This is a genomic window from Malonomonas rubra DSM 5091, from assembly GCF_900142125.1.
In the GTDB taxonomy this organism is placed as follows: domain Bacteria; phylum Desulfobacterota; class Desulfuromonadia; order Desulfuromonadales; family Geopsychrobacteraceae; genus Malonomonas; species Malonomonas rubra.
The window spans coordinates 15,525-31,045 of sequence record NZ_FQZT01000024.1 but is presented as its reverse complement, the minus strand read 5'-3'; the positions used below and the strand labels follow the sequence as shown (position 1 = coordinate 31,045).

At 53.2% G+C, this 15,521-nt stretch carries 15 protein-coding genes; 14 read left to right on the top strand and 1 reads right to left on the bottom strand.

Annotated elements, in window-relative coordinates; all coding sequences use genetic code 11:
• From BUB13_RS19310 to BUB13_RS17340, 3 genes are all read left to right on the top strand, one after another.
• Nucleotides 1-298: hypothetical protein (locus BUB13_RS19310; protein ID WP_244151909.1), on the top strand; the 298-nt coding region annotated here is incomplete at its 5' end.
• Between the two features lie 53 nt (nt 299-351).
• On the top strand, nt 352-1,005 hold the full coding sequence (locus BUB13_RS19190; RefSeq protein WP_244151908.1) for an NINE protein: 654 nt from the start codon (nt 352-354) through the stop codon (nt 1,003-1,005).
• A gap of 24 nt (nt 1,006-1,029) precedes the next feature.
• Entirely contained in the window at nt 1,030-1,791 is a 762-nt protein-coding gene (locus BUB13_RS17340) for a hypothetical protein (RefSeq protein ID WP_072910028.1), read from the top strand.
• Between the two features lie 7 nt (nt 1,792-1,798).
• On the opposite strand, the gene BUB13_RS17335 is transcribed toward BUB13_RS17340, so the two are convergent.
• Nucleotides 1,799-4,765 carry an ATP-binding protein gene (locus BUB13_RS17335; RefSeq protein WP_084092279.1) on the bottom strand — a complete coding sequence of 989 codons (2,967 nt, stop codon included), beginning with the start codon at nt 4,763-4,765 and terminating at the stop codon, nt 1,799-1,801.
• Nucleotides 4,766-5,420: 655 nt separating this feature from the next.
• Here BUB13_RS17335 and nifH point away from each other — a divergent pair.
• The 11 genes from nifH (at nt 5,421) to modB (ending at nt 15,449) form a co-directional block, all read left to right on the top strand.
• A complete protein-coding gene (gene nifH / locus BUB13_RS17330) occupies nt 5,421-6,284 on the top strand; it encodes a nitrogenase iron protein (protein ID WP_072910030.1) in 864 nt (287 codons plus the stop codon).
• 113 nt (nt 6,285-6,397) lie between these two features.
• Nucleotides 6,398-7,840, top strand: coding sequence for a nitrogenase molybdenum-iron protein alpha chain (gene nifD / locus BUB13_RS17325; protein WP_072910026.1), 1,443 nt, complete (start codon nt 6,398-6,400; stop codon nt 7,838-7,840).
• 64 nt (nt 7,841-7,904) lie between these two features.
• Entirely contained in the window at nt 7,905-9,365 is a 1,461-nt protein-coding gene (gene nifK, locus BUB13_RS17320; RefSeq protein ID WP_072910025.1) for a nitrogenase molybdenum-iron protein subunit beta, read from the top strand.
• Nucleotides 9,366-9,612: 247 nt separating this feature from the next.
• Nucleotides 9,613-9,981: a nitrogen fixation protein NifX gene (nifX, locus tag BUB13_RS17315; RefSeq protein ID WP_072910024.1), complete on the top strand. Its 369-nt coding sequence runs from the start codon at nt 9,613-9,615 to the stop codon at nt 9,979-9,981.
• Nucleotides 9,982-10,060: 79 nt separating this feature from the next.
• Nucleotides 10,061-10,330, top strand: coding sequence for a ferredoxin III, nif-specific (gene fdxB / locus BUB13_RS17310; protein ID WP_072910023.1), 270 nt, complete (start codon nt 10,061-10,063; stop codon nt 10,328-10,330).
• A gap of 11 nt (nt 10,331-10,341) precedes the next feature.
• Nucleotides 10,342-10,722, top strand: a complete 381-nt coding sequence (locus tag BUB13_RS17305) for a NifB/NifX family molybdenum-iron cluster-binding protein (RefSeq protein WP_072910022.1) — start codon at nt 10,342-10,344, stop codon at nt 10,720-10,722.
• A gap of 228 nt (nt 10,723-10,950) precedes the next feature.
• Nucleotides 10,951-11,601 (top strand): chemotaxis protein CheD, encoded by a 651-nt coding sequence (locus BUB13_RS17300; protein WP_139249423.1) that lies wholly within the window; start codon nt 10,951-10,953, stop codon nt 11,599-11,601.
• Between the two features lie 295 nt (nt 11,602-11,896).
• The gene (locus tag BUB13_RS17295; protein WP_072910021.1) at nt 11,897-12,781 is read left to right on the top strand and encodes a radical SAM protein; all 885 of its coding nucleotides are present in this window, start codon (nt 11,897-11,899) and stop codon (nt 12,779-12,781) included.
• A 165-nt stretch (nt 12,782-12,946) separates the two neighbouring features.
• Nucleotides 12,947-14,002, top strand: coding sequence for a molybdenum ABC transporter ATP-binding protein (gene modC, locus BUB13_RS17290; RefSeq protein ID WP_072910020.1), 1,056 nt, complete (start codon nt 12,947-12,949; stop codon nt 14,000-14,002).
• Complete coding sequence (gene modA / locus BUB13_RS17285; RefSeq protein WP_072910019.1) at nt 14,002-14,760, top strand: molybdate ABC transporter substrate-binding protein; 759 nt, start codon at nt 14,002-14,004, stop codon at nt 14,758-14,760. The genes modC and modA overlap by 1 nt, the downstream gene beginning before the upstream one ends.
• A gap of 2 nt (nt 14,761-14,762) precedes the next feature.
• A complete protein-coding gene (gene modB / locus BUB13_RS17280) occupies nt 14,763-15,449 on the top strand; it encodes a molybdate ABC transporter permease subunit (RefSeq protein WP_072910018.1) in 687 nt (228 codons plus the stop codon).
• Nucleotides 15,450-15,521 lie beyond the last annotated feature (72 nt).

Below are 15,521 nucleotides of genomic sequence, written 5' to 3'. Positions count from 1 at the left end.
GCTGAAGAGGCTGAAGAGGCTGAAGAGGCTGAAGAGGCTGAAGAGGCTGAAGAGGCTGAAGAGGCTGAAGAGGCTGAAGAGGCTGAAGAGGCTGAGATTTCCGGTGCGGCAGGACCGCAGGGCCCGCAAGGACCTGAAGGTCCTCCGGGTCCGGCCGGCCCTCCGGGACCTGAAGGCCCAGCTGGTCCTCCCGGGCCTCCAGGCCCTCCAGGCCCACCGGGTCCCCCCGGTCCTGCTGGACCTCCCGGGGGTGCTGGTGGAGCTGAAGCGCAAGCTCCAGCGCAAGCTCCAGCGGTAGATGGCTTTGGTGCCCCGGTCGCTGATGCTGCACCAGCGATGGATGGTTTCGGTATGCCGATTGGTGGCTCGGCCGTCCCTGCGGGACGACTGCCTTTATTGCTGATCACCCTGCTGCTGGGTGGCGCCGGTGGTCATAAGATTTATCTGAAGAAGTATCTGCATGCCGGTCTCTACGCGCTCTTTTTCTGGACGGGTATCCCCAGCGTGATTGCGCTGGTCGAGTTTGTCCGCTCCGCCATCAAGCCGGACGATGAGTTCAACAGCACTTATCAGGCGCCGGAGAAGAAGATCTATTACGCGTCGATTGGCGTGCCATTACTCGTCATGCTGCTCTGGTTGACCCTTTTGCTGATGCTGCCCGGATTCGGGTCGGTAGAAAGTTACGATCAGCGCGCTGCAGATGACGTGGCCGGGTGTCGTAACAGCCTTGAAGGTTACTACGCTCAGCATCGCATGTTCCCGCAGTCGGCCGAAGAGCTGGTCGCCGCTGGTTGCCGCAGCTCGGAAAATGTGGCTCTCTTCGTGCTGCCGAAAGAGCAGCATTACGTTATCGTCAGTTACCATCATCAGGGCAGCAAGGCTTATCTGCAAAGCCGCGCGACCAGTGATCTGCAGGAGCTTGAGAAGCAGGTTGCGGTCGATGAATTGAACAGCGCATTTAAGGTTGTTGGTGAAAGAGAAGGCGTAACACTGATTTCTCAGTGAAAGGTGCACTGATTGAGACGAATGATGAAACAGATTTCGCTGTTTTTGCCGGCACTGCTGCTGTTGTCATCGCTGTTGCCTGCTTTTTCAGCAGCGGCTGAACAGGACTATTTCTATTTGCGGGAAAAGCAGAACAGTGCTTACCGCAACAGCTGCGCTCAGGTTTTTGATGATATCCGCAACGGCAAAGAGGCTGATGTCGGAGGCGTTATCCGTCTGCTGAAGAACCTCAACGTCGACTACCGTTTGCGAGATTACGATAACGCGATCACTCCCAGAACGCGCCAGGTGTATGTTGGATACGATGACCTGATCAAAGAGGTGGCGGCGAACAAGCAGGAAATCTACTGCAAAATAGAGCTGGCGCAGTACATGCGTGGCAAGTCTGAGTTCTCCGGGCCGATTTATGACCTGTTGCTGGATGCCGCTTTCGAAAAACTGGAAGAAACCTACACTAAGGCGAATACAAGTTTGAGCTCCGGTGATTTTGAACGGGCGATATATGCTTTCGACTTGATTGCTCCCTACGCAGACTCATATCGGTTGTTTTTGCTGGCCGGCGATAAGCAGCTGGAAGAGTCGGGCGCTTTGGCGCAGCAGGTCGTCGAACATGCAGATGATGATAAGGTGGTCAAGCGGTCAGCTGGAGTGATTGCCCAGGCGCTTATTGCTTCTGCTGAATCGATCTCAGCAAACGCCGGCAGTTCAAAACCGAAAGAACCGGGGCCAATCGCTCTGGCTGCGCGGATCGGTGCAATCACTGCGGCTTTGCACTCTGAGGAGTAGCTACTGGTCAGCCCAGTAATTCGTTGATGGTTTTTGCCATATCGGCAAACTGGTAAGGTTTGGCAATCGCCGCGGAGAAGCCGTAGTCGGCATATTTTGCCATCACTGGATCGTTTGAATATCCACTGGAAACCGCTGCTTTTGCCTCCGGATCGATCGCCAGAATTTTTTGCAGGGCTTCCTCGCCACCCATCCCTCCCGGAATCGTCAAGTCCATGATCATCACGTCAATCGGAGTCTTCTGCTCAAGGTTTTTCCGGTAGATATCGACCGCCAGCTGTCCTTCGTCGGCAGTCAAGACATCGTGCCCCATCTCTTTAAGCATTTCCGTTGCGATGGTTCTGACACCTTCTTCATCATCGACAACCATAATCCGCCCTTTGCGCTTGCTTAGGAACGTCGGTATCGGTTGGTCGCTAGTTGTCAGGCTGCCGGTGGCGGCGGGGAGGTAAATGTGAAAGCAGGTTCCTTTGCCGATGGCTGATTCCACCGAAATTGTGCCGCCATGTTTGCTGATGATCGAGTGACAGATTGCCAAGCCGAGGCCGCTTCCCTGTTGCTTGGTGGAAAAATAGGGATCGAAGATTTTTTTCAAGACCTCCTGCGGGATGCCTGTTCCAGTGTCGCTGATGGATAGTTTAACGAAGTGCCTGTTCGCGGGCAGCGCTAAATTGTCGAGTTCAGTGTCGTCAGCATTACAGGCGATGACTTCGATAACGCCGCCACCTGGCATGGCTTGCCCCGCATTGAGGATGATATTCTGCACCACCTGACTGATCTGGCCTTTGTCGATATCAACCAGCATCAGGTCATCCGGGAAATGGTAGTGACAGGCCACCTTGTCGCCGCGCAGGACAAAATCGGCCGAGTCGATCACCACTTCAGCCAGTGAGGCGCTCTCTCTGATCGGTTCTCCTCCTTTGGCAAAAGTAAGGAGCTGCAAAGTGAGGTCGCGAGCACGATAAGAGGCATTCAGCGCCTGATTGAGGCGGCGCTTGGTTTTCTCTGAGAGTTCTGTGTCGCGTAACGACATGTCGAGACTGCCAAGAATGGCTGCCAGAATATTGTTGAAATCGTGGGCAATTCCGCCGGCAAGCACGCCGAGGGACTCCAGTTTCTGGATTTTTGCCAACTCCTGCTCAGTGCGTAACTGTTCAGTAATGTCCCTGAACACCAGGACCATACCGACTTTATCGCCGCCACTGTCTTTGATGTCGGCCGCGCTGCTGACGATTGTTTTCTGCTGCCTGCGTTTGTCGATGAGCGTCATCTGTTTGCTCAAGCCGTTCGTTCCTGGAGGCGACAGGAGATCTTCAGCAAGAGAAAGGTTGTTTTCGCCATCTGTTTCGAACACCCGCTGCAAAGGTTTTTGCCGGGCTTCTTCCTGGCTCCAGCCGGTGATTCTTTCAGCTACAGGGTTCAGCAGAATGATTTTGCCGGCAGTATCTGTTGTGATGACACCATCGCCGATACTTCGCAGCGTGATCGCCAGTCGCTCAGATTCTTCGGCCAGTTGGGTTTCTGCTCTTTTCCGTTCGGTGATATCCGTTGCGATCTCCAGTCGGACAATTCGCCCATCGACCCATTCGATGGCGCGGTCATGGATGAAGTACCAGCGATTGTTGAACGTATTGCAGAATTCCCAACTGTATATGCCCGCCGGCTGTCCGTTTTTGTCGAGCAGAAACTTATTGGTGCAGAATGGGCAGGGGCCACTTAGCCCAGTCTGCAGGTGCTGCCAACAGATTTCCCCGATCACATTGCCGAACGCTTTCCGCCCGAATTCATTGAGAAACAGGATCTCGTAGGTTTCCATGTCGACGACGTAAACCAGCGCATCGAGGCTGTCCATGATCAGGCGGAAACGGGCTTCGTTCTCTGTCAGGATCTTTTGATTGTTTTCCAGTGCTTCAGCCATCTCGTGGAAGGCTGTTGTTAAGGTGCCGAATTCCGTGTCCTGTTTGCTTAAGTCACTGCGGGTATCGAACTGCCCCAGGGCAAATTTCTTTGTCAGATCGACCAACTCGTTAATCGGCGAAACAATGGTTTTTCGACCGATAATCAAAGAGATGACAAAGGCCAGCAACGTCGCCAGCAGCATGAGCAGGAGATTCCTCGCCAGCGCGGCATTGGCGTTCTCAAGGATATAGCTTTCAGGAATACCAGCCCAAACATAAATATAAGGGGATGAGCCGGGGTGAAGCCGAACCTGCTCGAAGGCAAAGAGGCTCCGCTTTCCATCGGAGGTTTTGCGAATGAAGGAACCCGGTTCTTCTGCACTGCTTGCCATTTCCCAAGTGCTTCGATTTATCGGTTCACCGATCGGGTTGGTTGCTTTCTCCGGGTAATACAGCAGGCGGATGCCTTTACTGTCAGTCAAGGCGATAAAGCCTTTTTCCGGCAGGGTTGCGAGTTCATGGAAACGTTGGAACAGGTTCAAATTGACAGCACCTGTCAAGACTCCTTTTATCTGCCCTTGCTTATCGATGACAGGGTAGCCAAAGGGGAAGACGTGTGACTTTGGACCGACGCGGGTAATGATGAACTCACCTGTGACAAATTCTTTCTTGGCTAGTGCCTCTTGAAAATGCTTGCGATCAGCCAGATTGGTGGCGTTGAATGTTTTGCCTGCGGCAATGACATCTCCGTTAAGATTTACAAGGAGCAGATTATGGTAATCCGGCCTGTTGGCCATGATTGTGGAGAGAAGCTCCTGACTGTCGACAGCATCCATCGCCTGAATTTCGGGAAGCAGTGCCAGTGTAGACAGCAGTTGCTGTAAAGACCGGGTGATATCTTCCTGAACTTGAGCCATGCTATGTGTCAGCACGAGAATGTTGTTTTTTGCCTGTTCAATCGACTCTCGGCGTTGTTCCATGCCGGTATTGAGCAGGATCGCCAACGCCGGCAAAACCGCTAGAGCAACAAGGATGGTGAGGTTTTTCCTGATGGACGTTAGGCGGAGTAATTTCATATTTAAATTTTTACTATGTTTTTTTGTGGTTTCAATGTGTTAGTTGCTGTTTTGCTAGCTTTTTCCCGACTTTTTTCTGTTTAAGACTGACTGAAAAGATCAGGTTTTTAGGCTGCTGCGAACAGATGCACAGGGCTATTTTTTGTGCACAAATTGTGAGCATGCAGAAAAAGATATGTCGCTTGAAGCTCCGTCTTCAGATTGGCGCTATTTTGACGATGAGAAGAAAAATACCTTTAAAATCAATATTTTAAAAAAAATAATTTGATCTTGGCATAGCCCCTGCTATTAGGGGAAGGCGTAACACGAAAGCGAATCACGACGTAGTGAATCGGTTTTGTACTACGGCAACGAAGCCCAAAAGGAACCTGGTGGAGGCACCAGAAACCCCTTTTGGGCTTTTTTTGTTCAACGACAATTTCATATGCAAAAGAACAACGGATGCGGCACCAGGGTGGAGCTGCTTCCGGGCAACGGAGCCCGGCCTGATTCGATTTAATAATGAACTCAGGCCGGGCTTCACTTTTTTGAAAAGACAAGATCGGCGGGAAATCCAGACACATCAAGGGGGATGCCGCCTCGGAGACGAAGAGCCGGTCGAGTCGCAAACCACACACGAAAAGAGAGGAAAAGAACAATGGAAAAGTCCAAAAAAATGCGTCAGATCGCTATCTACGGTAAAGGCGGCATCGGTAAATCGACCACAACCCAGAACACCGTCGCCGGTCTGGCTTCGCTGGGTAAAAAGGTCATGATCGTCGGCTGTGACCCCAAAGCTGACTCGACCCGTCTGATCCTGCACGCTAAAGCGCAGGAAACCGTTATGGACAAGGTTCGCGAGCTCGGTACCGTTGAGGACCTGGAGCTTGAAGATGTGTTGAAGTGGGGCTACGGCGATGTCAAATGCGTCGAGTCGGGCGGTCCTGAGCCGGGCGTTGGTTGTGCCGGTCGTGGTGTTATCACCGCCATCAACTTCCTGGAAGAAGAAGGTGCTTACACTGACGACCTCGATTTCGTCTTCTACGATGTTCTTGGTGACGTTGTTTGTGGTGGTTTCGCCATGCCGATCCGCGAGAACAAAGCGGAAGAGATCTACATCGTTGTTTCCGGTGAGATGATGGCGATGTACGCTGCCAACAACATCTCCAAAGGTATTTTGAAGTACTCCTCCTCCGGTAACGTTCGCCTCGCCGGTCTGATCTGTAACAGCCGTAACACCGACCGCGAAGCCGATCTGATTACTGCTCTGGCTGAGCGCCTCGGCACCCAGATGATCCACTTCGTTCCTCGTGACAACCAGGTTCAGCGCGCCGAGCTGCGCCGCATGACCGTTATCGAGTACTCCCCGGAGCACAAGCAGGCTGAGGAATACCGCACCCTGGCGAAAAAGATCGACGAAAACAAAATGTTTGTCGTTCCGACCCCGCTGGAAATGGACGACTTGGAAGACCTGCTGATGGAATTCGGCATTATGGAAGCTGAAGACGAGAGCATCGTCGGTAAAGCCGAAAACGAGTAAGAGGCAGGCGATTTGACTCCGGATCGGCGTCATTTCGATCCGGAGCCGACTTGTCCACCTTGAATGGGCCAAGTTGGGATTTCAACATTACTGAACTATTTAGGAGTCTATAAATGGCTGAACGTAAGCCCATCAAGGGCGTTACCATAGAAAGAACAGAAAAGCTGATTGATGAAACTCTGGCTCATATGCCGGAGAAAGCTCAGAAAAAGCGAGCACCGCACGTTGGTGCCAATGAGCCCTCTGTTTCCTCTTGTGCAGTTAAATCGAACCGTAAGGTTGTCCCGGGCGTCATGAGTCAGCGTGGTTGTGCTTACGCCGGTGCAAAAGGTGTTGTCTGGGGCCCGATCCGTGACATGGTGCACGTTTCTCACGGTCCGATCGGTTGCGGTGTTTACAGCTGGGGTACCCGTCGTAACCTGATGCAGGGAACTCCGGGCGTCACTTCTTTCCCCCTCGACTTCACCTCCGACTTCCAGGAGCGCGACATCGTTTACGGTGGCGACGCCAAACTGGAAAAGCTGCTGCGTGAAGCAAACGAACTCTTCCCGCTGAATAAAGGTCTGTCGATTCTCTCCGAGTGTCCGGTCGGCCTGATCGGTGACGACATCAACGCCGTCGCCAAGAAGATGGAAAAAGAGCTCGACAAGCTGGTCGTTCCTTGTAACTGCGAAGGTTTCCGTGGTGTGTCCCAGTCTCTCGGTCACCACATCTCCAACGACTCGATCCGCGACCACATCATCGGCAAGTACGAGTTTACCGAGAAAGCCGGTCCTTACGATGTCGCCCTGATCGGTGATTACAACATCGGTGGTGACGTCTGGGCCGCCAAGCCGATCCTCGAAGAAATCGGGCTGAACGTTAAGTCGATCTGGACTGGTGACGGTGAAGTAGAAAAAATCGCTGCGACTCACACCGTTAAGCTCAACCTGATTCACTGTTACCGCTCCATGAACTACATGTGTAAAGTCATGGAAGAGAAGTGGGGCATCCCATGGCTCGAGTATAACTTCTTCGGCCCGACCAAGATCGAAGAGTCCCTGCGTGCTATCGCCGAGCGCTTCGACGACAAGATCAAGAAGAACGTTGAAAAGGTCATCAAGAAGTACAAGCCGATGATGAAAGAGATCGTCGACGAGTACAAGCCACGTCTCGACGGCAAAACCGCCATGTTGTTCGTTGGTGGTCTGCGTCCACGTCACACTGTTGGTGCTTATGAGGATCTCGGCATCCAGATTACCGGTACCGGTTATGAATTCGCCCACCAGGATGACTACGATCGGACTGCTCCTGAGATGGCCAAAGGTACTTTGATCTACGATGATGTCTCCGAATTCGAGCTGGAGAAATACGTTGAAGAATTCAAGCCTGACCTGGTCGGTAGCGGTATCAAGGAAAAATACGTCTTCCAGAAATCGGGTATCCCCTTCCGCCAGATGCACAGTTGGGATTACTCCGGTCCGTATCACGGTTACGAAGGATTCAAGATCTTTGCCCGTGACATCGACATGGCGATCAACTCCCCGACTTGGGGACTGGTCAAGAGCCCGTTTTAAGGAATGATTCTGTTGAGGCACTGCGAGCAGTGCCTCACATTCAGCAAGATAAGGAGTTATCGCCATGAGCGAAGCAGCACTAAGAAAAGTAACTGAACATACCCCGGAAGAGATCGAAAAGGTCAAAGCCTGGATCAACACCGAGGAATATAAAGAGAAAAACATGGCCCGCGAGGCTCTGGTCGTCAACCCGGCCCATGCCTGTCAGCCGCTCGGTGCCCAGATGGTCGCGACCTCGTTCGAAGGCTCCCTGCCGTTCGTTCACGGTTCCCAGGGGTGTGCGTCCTACTTCCGGTCAACTTTTACCCGCCACTATCGTGAGCCGTCTGCTGCAACCTGCGACGCCATGACTGAGGACGGAGCGGTGTTCGGTGGTCAGAACAACCTGCATGAAGGTATGGAGAACGCTTACACCCTGTACAAGCCGAAGATGATGCCGGTTTACACCACCTGTATGCCTGAAGTTATCGGTGACGACCTGACCTCATTTATCAGGAACGCCAAGCAGAAAGGGTTGATCCCGGAAGATCTTCCTACCCCCTATGCCAACACCCCGAGTTTCAACGGCACCCACATCCACGGCTACGATTCGATGCTGCTCAGCATCCTCAAAGATCTGACCAAAGATCAGCGCGTTGAGGACAAGTGCACCGGCAAACTGAACATTATCCCCGGTTTCGACGGTAACGTCGGTAACTTGCGCGAATACAAGCGGATCTGCGACCTGATGGATATCCCTTACACCATGCTGGCTGACAGCTCCGAAGTATTCGATTCCGGTTGCGACGGCGAGTACAAGATGTACCCAGGTGGGACCAAGCTGGAAGACGCAGCCGAGTCGATTAACGGTAAGGCGACCATCGCCATGCAGAAGTATTCGACACTTCACACCATGAAGTTCATCAACGCTGAGTATGCCGGTGCCAAGGAAGTGATGCCGATGCCGTTCGGGGTCAAGAAGACCGATGAGTTCATTCTCAAACTGGCAGAGCTGTTCGGCAAAGAAGTTCCTCAAGAACTGAAAGACGAGCGTGCCCGCGCCGTCGATGCGATGACCGACGCTCACCAGTACCTGCACGGCAAGAAGCTCGCCGTTTTCGGCGACCCGGATTATGTTATCGGTATCGTCAGCTTCCTGCTCGAAATGGGTGCTCGCCCTTGGTACGTCGTTGTGTCCCGCGCCACCAAGAAGTTCAAGAAAGAGATGGACGCGCTGCTCGAGACCTCCATGTACGGCGAAGGTTGCACCTGCTACATCAACAAGGACCTCTGGCATATGCGCAGCCTGGTGATGACCGACCCGGTCGACGGCATTATCGGCGACACCCACGGTAAATGGGTTGCCCGCGATGCCAAGATTCCACTGTTCCGCATCGGTTTCCCGATCATCGACCGCGTCAACCTGCACCGCAGCCCGGTCGTTGGTTATACCGGCGCTATCAATATGCTCAGCATGATTGCCAACAAGTTCTTGGACATCATGGATGAGACCTGCGAGGACCAATGGTTCGAAATGATGAGATAGGGGAGCGGCCCTTTTACGCAATCTCTGCGTCAGGTTGCGAAATCCACTTGTGCGGCGTAGCCCTGCTACGCCTCCGCGCGATTTCTTACCTTCCTTGACCTTGCGCAAAATTGCTCGCTCCTGAGACGGAGTACCAAACCTGTAGAACCTCTCTCTCCCCTTCGGGGGAGGGCTGGGGTGGGGGTGAAAGATGATCCGCACCCGTCGATTTGAAATTGTATCTGGAAAAGAAAGTAAAGGATTAAGCATGAAAGTCGCATTTGCCAGCACCGACAAGGTTCACATTGATGAGCATTTTGGCCGGGCTGAAGAATTTTACATCTGGAATATCGGGCCGGAGGAAGCGGAATTTACCGGCGTGATCCAGGTGACCGAAGAAGGGGGCGACGCTGCTGATCGGATTGAGGCTCGTGGTGCAGCTCTCGATGAGTGTGCGCTGGTTTACGTCGGCGAGATCGGCGGGCCGGCGGCAGCCCGACTGGTGGCGAAAAAGATCCATCCCCTCAAAAGCAAAACCAAGGAGCCGATCACCGAAGTGGTGGAAAAGCTGCAGGAAGTTCTCAAGGGAACCCCGCCACCATGGCTGCGTAAGGCAATGCTCAAAGGAACCCATTAATGTAGGGGCGCCCAGTCGCCCGCGTCGAAAACGGGCGGTTGAGAAAATCGCCGCTACTCACATCTTAGGAGAATAGAAAATGGCTTTAATTACTGGTTTGACCAAGGGGGGTGCCAGCTGGACTCCGACATTCGTCGAGTCTGTTGATCATGAGAAATGTATCGGCTGCGGCCGCTGCTTCAAGTCCTGCTCGCGTAAAGTTCTCGGCCCGGTCGAGATCGAAGACGAAGAGACCGACACCATAAACATGAAGATGGATATCGTCAATGGCGATGCCTGCATCGGTTGCGCCGGTTGTGGCGTTGCCTGCCCGAAGAAGTGTTTCACCTTCGCCACCATGGAAGCCTAAAGGAGGCGAACATGCTTATCGCAGTCGCATCCCAATCGGGTATTGACGTCGATCAACACTTTGGCCATGCCGAGCAGTTTCTGATTTTCGATTACGGCGGTGGCAGCCCGGAGCCGCTCAAAACCGTTGCGGTTGAAAAATACTGCACTTCAGATCCGAACCATTCTTTTCATGAGTCGCGCTTCGGTGCTATCACCGAGGCTCTTGATGGCTGCAAAGCCCTGCTCACTGAGATGATAGGTGAAATGCCGAAGCAGGAACTGCTTAAAGCGGGTATCACTCCGGTGATTGCGACCGGTCCGATAGCCGATGCTTTGAAACTCGCACACGACTCGGTGTGCAGTGGGGGATGTAAAGGCGCACGATCTGAGGGAAATTGCCCGCATGCCTGATTTTGAGGTGAATTAGCAATTTATTCAGTATCTGATTTTTCCAGAGATGCAATGGCCATTGGCGAGGGTCGGACCGCTCAGAGGGGGCGGTTCGGCCCAATTTTTTTCATGGCCAGAAGTAAACTCCTGTGTTGATTTACGACCAGGAGTTTTTTGTTTTTAAGAGAACACTTATTTTTTGTTTCGAATTGTGACTGAAATGGTTGTTATGTTAAAAATAGAAAATTATTGAATGATAATTTTCTGAAGCAGGATGATTTTTTGATTGTTGACCTGAAAACAGCCCTGGAGGAAAAAAAGCGCTACCAGGTAAGTCCCGGTGAGCATGCCATTGCGACCGGGGATGTTGTCCTCACGACATTGCTCGGTTCCTGCGTTGCTGCCTGTCTCTATGATCCGGTCAACCGGATCGTCGGTATGAATCATTTCATGCTCGCCTCACGTAAATATATCCCGGAGAACAGACCTTTTTTAAGTGAAGCCGGGCGCTATGGTGTGAATGCTATGGAGCTGTTGATTAACGGCATGCTGGCGAAAGGGGCGCAGGTAGAAAATCTGCAGGCAAAGGCGTTCGGTGGCGCCAATGTGCTGCCGGCACTGAATCGGCTGCACAGTCAAGGCAGCGTCGGGGAAATCAATATCCGTTTTCTGCGCAACTTCCTGCAGCGGGAAAATATTCCCCTGAAATCGTCCAATCTTGGCGGGACCCAAGGCATGTTGATTCACTTTTTTTCTGCTGATTACAGTGTGTACGTCAAGCCAGTCGGCAAGGGCCTCTCCTCCAACATTGCGGTCAAAGAGCAGCGCTTTGCTGACAAGGCCCTGGAGAAACGTGAGCGGAAAGCGCCGGAAGTGGAGCTCTGGTACCCACGAAGATAAAATGAGAAATAGCGGGCATCGCATTCTTTTTCTGCACAATGCTTAGGCATTCCTTCTGTTAAATTCCCGAAATCCAACGTTTTCGCGTCCTTTCAAAGTTGGCACGGCCTGTGCTCTTATTGATTCGCAACAATTGATGTTATTTCGAGTGACGACGTGGTCACTCAACACATACAGGCAATGAAGCCCCGGGAACATGGAGTCGTTCTGCGGGGTTTTCTACACAAACAGTTAGCAAAGGCGCTTTCGAGATGATTTTCGGAAGCGTTTTTGTGTTTTAGAGAGGATGAGAGCTATGGCAACTGGATGCCCGATGATGAAGATGAAGCAGGAAACAGATCACCCCTGTTTTGGTGGCGATCATAACAAGGCAGGTCGGATTCACCTGCCGGTCGCGCCCGGATGCAACATCAAGTGCGGTTTCTGCGAGCGAAAGTTCGACTGTGTCAATGAGAGCCGCCCCGGAATTACCAGCAAAGTGCTGACTCCTGAACAGGCGTTGCGCCGAGTTGAACTGGTCAAGCAGCATATGGAAAAGCAGGGTGGAGCCGAGTTGAAAGTCGTCGGAATCGCTGGCCCTGGTGATCCGCTGGCCAACCCGAAAACCTTTGAGGCATTCAGACTGGTGCGTGAAAAGTTCCCGGAGATGAAGCTCTGCCTGTCGACGAACGGTTTGCGCCTGCCGGAAAAGCTCGATCAGATTGTCGAAGCCGGGGTCACCAGCCTGACCGTGACCATCAATGCCTTGACCCCTGAGACCGGGGCCAAAGTTTACGAGTGGATTCATTTTGCCGGCACCAAAATCCGCGGCGAAGAAGCAGCCGAAATTTTGCTGATGGAGCAGTTGAAAGGGGTGGAGATGGCCGCCAAGGCCGGGATGATGGTGAAAGTCAATCATGTCTACATCCCGGGTTACAACGATCATGAAACCCTTGATCTTGCTGTGAAGGTGCGCGACCTGGGGGCTGACATGATGAACATCATGCCGATTATTCCGGTCGGCAAGTTCGCTCATGTCGAGCGGCCGTCCGAATTCACCATGGAGATGGTGCGCAACCAGGCCGAACTGATTCTTTCGCAGGCACGGCATTGTAAGCAGTGCCGTGCCGATGCGGCTGGGGTTGTGGGGAAGGATATTGATCTGGAAGCACTGGAAGCGGCTTCTGCTTTGGCCAGCTAAAGACAACATCAAGGTTGCGGGGCCTCGGCCCCGCACGCCCACGACCTTAAACACCTGGCGGGCTGCAAGCCGCCGGTACTGCACTGACTGCCCATGCAGTTAATTGTGATTTTACGCACCCGATAGGTGCCACCCTCATTCTGCGAAATCGCAGAGGTAGAAAAAATGAAACTCAACGTTGAGGTCATGAAATCCTTCGGCCGCTTCGAGTTTGCCGCCGGCTTCCAGGTCGAAGGGGCTCGTATTGGTATCTTTGGGCCGTCCGGTAGTGGTAAATCGACCCTCAGCAGCCTGCTGGCCGGTTTAGTGAGCCCCGATGCCGGGACGATTCACCTGAATGACCGATGCCTGTTCGATAGCATCAGTAAAATAAATCGCAATCCGGAACAGCGACGAGTGTCAGTGGTTTTTCAGCACGCTCACCTGTTCCCGCACCTCAACGTCGAACGCAACCTGCTTTATGGTTTTCACCGGACTCCGGCTGAGCGGCGCAAGCTGCTGCTTGAGGATGTTGCCGAAGCGCTCGATATCAGTCGTCTTCTCAAGCGCAGTGTCAGTAAACTCTCCGGGGGGGAGAAACAGCGGGTTGCACTGGGGCGGGCACTGCTCGCCTGTCCCGACCTTTTGATCCTGGATGAACCTTTAAGCGCTCTCGACAAGCGCCTGAAAGAGCAGATCATCCCTTTTCTGCGTAAAACTTTGCGCCGATTCGAAATCCCATATCTTTATATTTCCCACTCCCTCAGCGAAATGAGGCTGCTCACTGATCAGGTTCTCTGTTTTGCCGATGGCCAATTGCAGGAAACCAGCGATGCCGAAACCTTGGCCCGCCAGCGGATGACCGGCAACCGGCATGGCTACCTGAACCACCTCGAGCTAAGTGAACCGCGCGAAGTCGGTGGCATGCTCGGTTATCGCTGGGGGGAGAACGAGTTGCTGCTGACCGATCATGAGCAGCCGCAAGCCGGCCTGTTCGAGTTGTCGAGTAAAGATATCCTGTTGTTTAAAAATCATCCACATGCGCTGTCGGCACGAAACCTGTTGACGGCGAAAATCACCGAGCTGATTCCGCAGGGGGGCTCGGTCGGGGTGAAACTCAATTGCAATGGCGAGGAGCTGATTGCCCAGATTGTGCGTGAAGCAGCGCTTGAGCTGAACATGGATGTCGGCATGACAGTCTATGCGGCGATCAAGGCATCTGCCTTCAGGAGGCTGGTTTGATGAAAGAAAAGCTGATATTTACTCTCTGCCTTATTCTGTTACTTTTTGCTTTCAGTGTTTCCGTTGAGGCTGAGGAGATCCGTATCTCTGCTGCCGCCAGCTTGACCGATGCGGTCAAAGATATTATCGCTGTTTACCAGCAGAATCATGCCGAAAGCCAACTGTTACCCAATTTTGCCTCATCCGGAGCCCTGGCAAAACAGATCTCTGCCGGGGCCCCTGCTGATATCTATATTTCCGCCAACTCCAAGTGGATGCAGTACCTGCAGCAGCAAGGTTTGATCGACGATCCGTCAGAGCAGGTGCTGGTTCAGAATAGACTGGTTTTCGTCGGCATGCCAGGAACTGCGAAATCGATGGCTGACCTGCCAGGGCTGCAGCGGATCGCCATCGGCAGCCCGAAGGCGACGCCGGTTGGCCGCTATTCCGAGCAGGCGATGAAAAACGCTGGAATCTATGCTCATTTGCAGAATGAGCAGAAATTGATCCTCGCCAAAGATGTGCGTCAGGCATTGCTCTATGCAGACCGTGGAGAGGTTGACGGCGCTTTTGTTTATCATACCGACGCATTGCTGGCGAAGCAGGCGAAGGTTCTTTTTGCCGTGCCGCAAAAGCTTTATCCGGCGGTGGTTTATCCGGCGGCGCTGACTGTGACTGGTGCGGGGAAGCCTGAGGCGAAAGTGTTCTTCGCTTACCTCTTCAGTTCGTTGAGCCAAGGCGTTTTTAGGACATTTGGATTTGTAATCCCGGAAGAATAAGCATGCTCATTTTGTCCCCGACAGATTACCAGGCCCTCTGGCTTTCGGCTAAAGTCGCCTCGGCGGCAACCCTGGTTGCCTTGCCGGTCGGGTTCGGTTTGGCCTGGCTGCTGGTCTTCGGGCGCTTGCGCTTCAAAGCGTTACTCGATGGTTTGATCAATCTGCCCCTGGTGTTACCGCCGGTCGTCGTCGGCTACCTGCTGTTGCTGCTGCTCGGGAGGCAGGGTCCGCTCGGCGGGTTGCTGCAAAAGTTCGGTATCCAGTTGATTTTCAACTGGAAGGGGGCGGTGATCGCCTGTGCTGTCATCGGTTTGCCGCTGATGGTGCGTTCGATTCGCCTGGGTATGGAGCAGATCGATCCACAACTTCTCCATGCCTCCCGCACCCTCGGTGCCGGCTGGTTCGATTGCCTGCGTACGGTGGTGCTGCCGCTGTCGATCCCGGCGCTGATCACCGGCAGCACCCTCTGTTTCGCCCGTTCTCTCGGCGAGTTCGGTGCCACCATCATCCTCGCCGGCAATATCCCCGGTGTTACCCAGACCATCCCGCTGGCGATCTACGATTACACCAGCACACCGGGTGGTGAAGCGGGGGCACTCTCCCTCTGCCTGCTTTCCATCGGTCTGTCCTATCTGGTACTGATGCTCAATACGCTGCTGCTGAAACGGTTTCAGCGTAACCAAGCCTGAGGCAGCCGCCACCACTGGAGAAAGTCGCGCTTTGCTGTAGACTTAATGAACATTTCTCTGTTTGCCGATGAT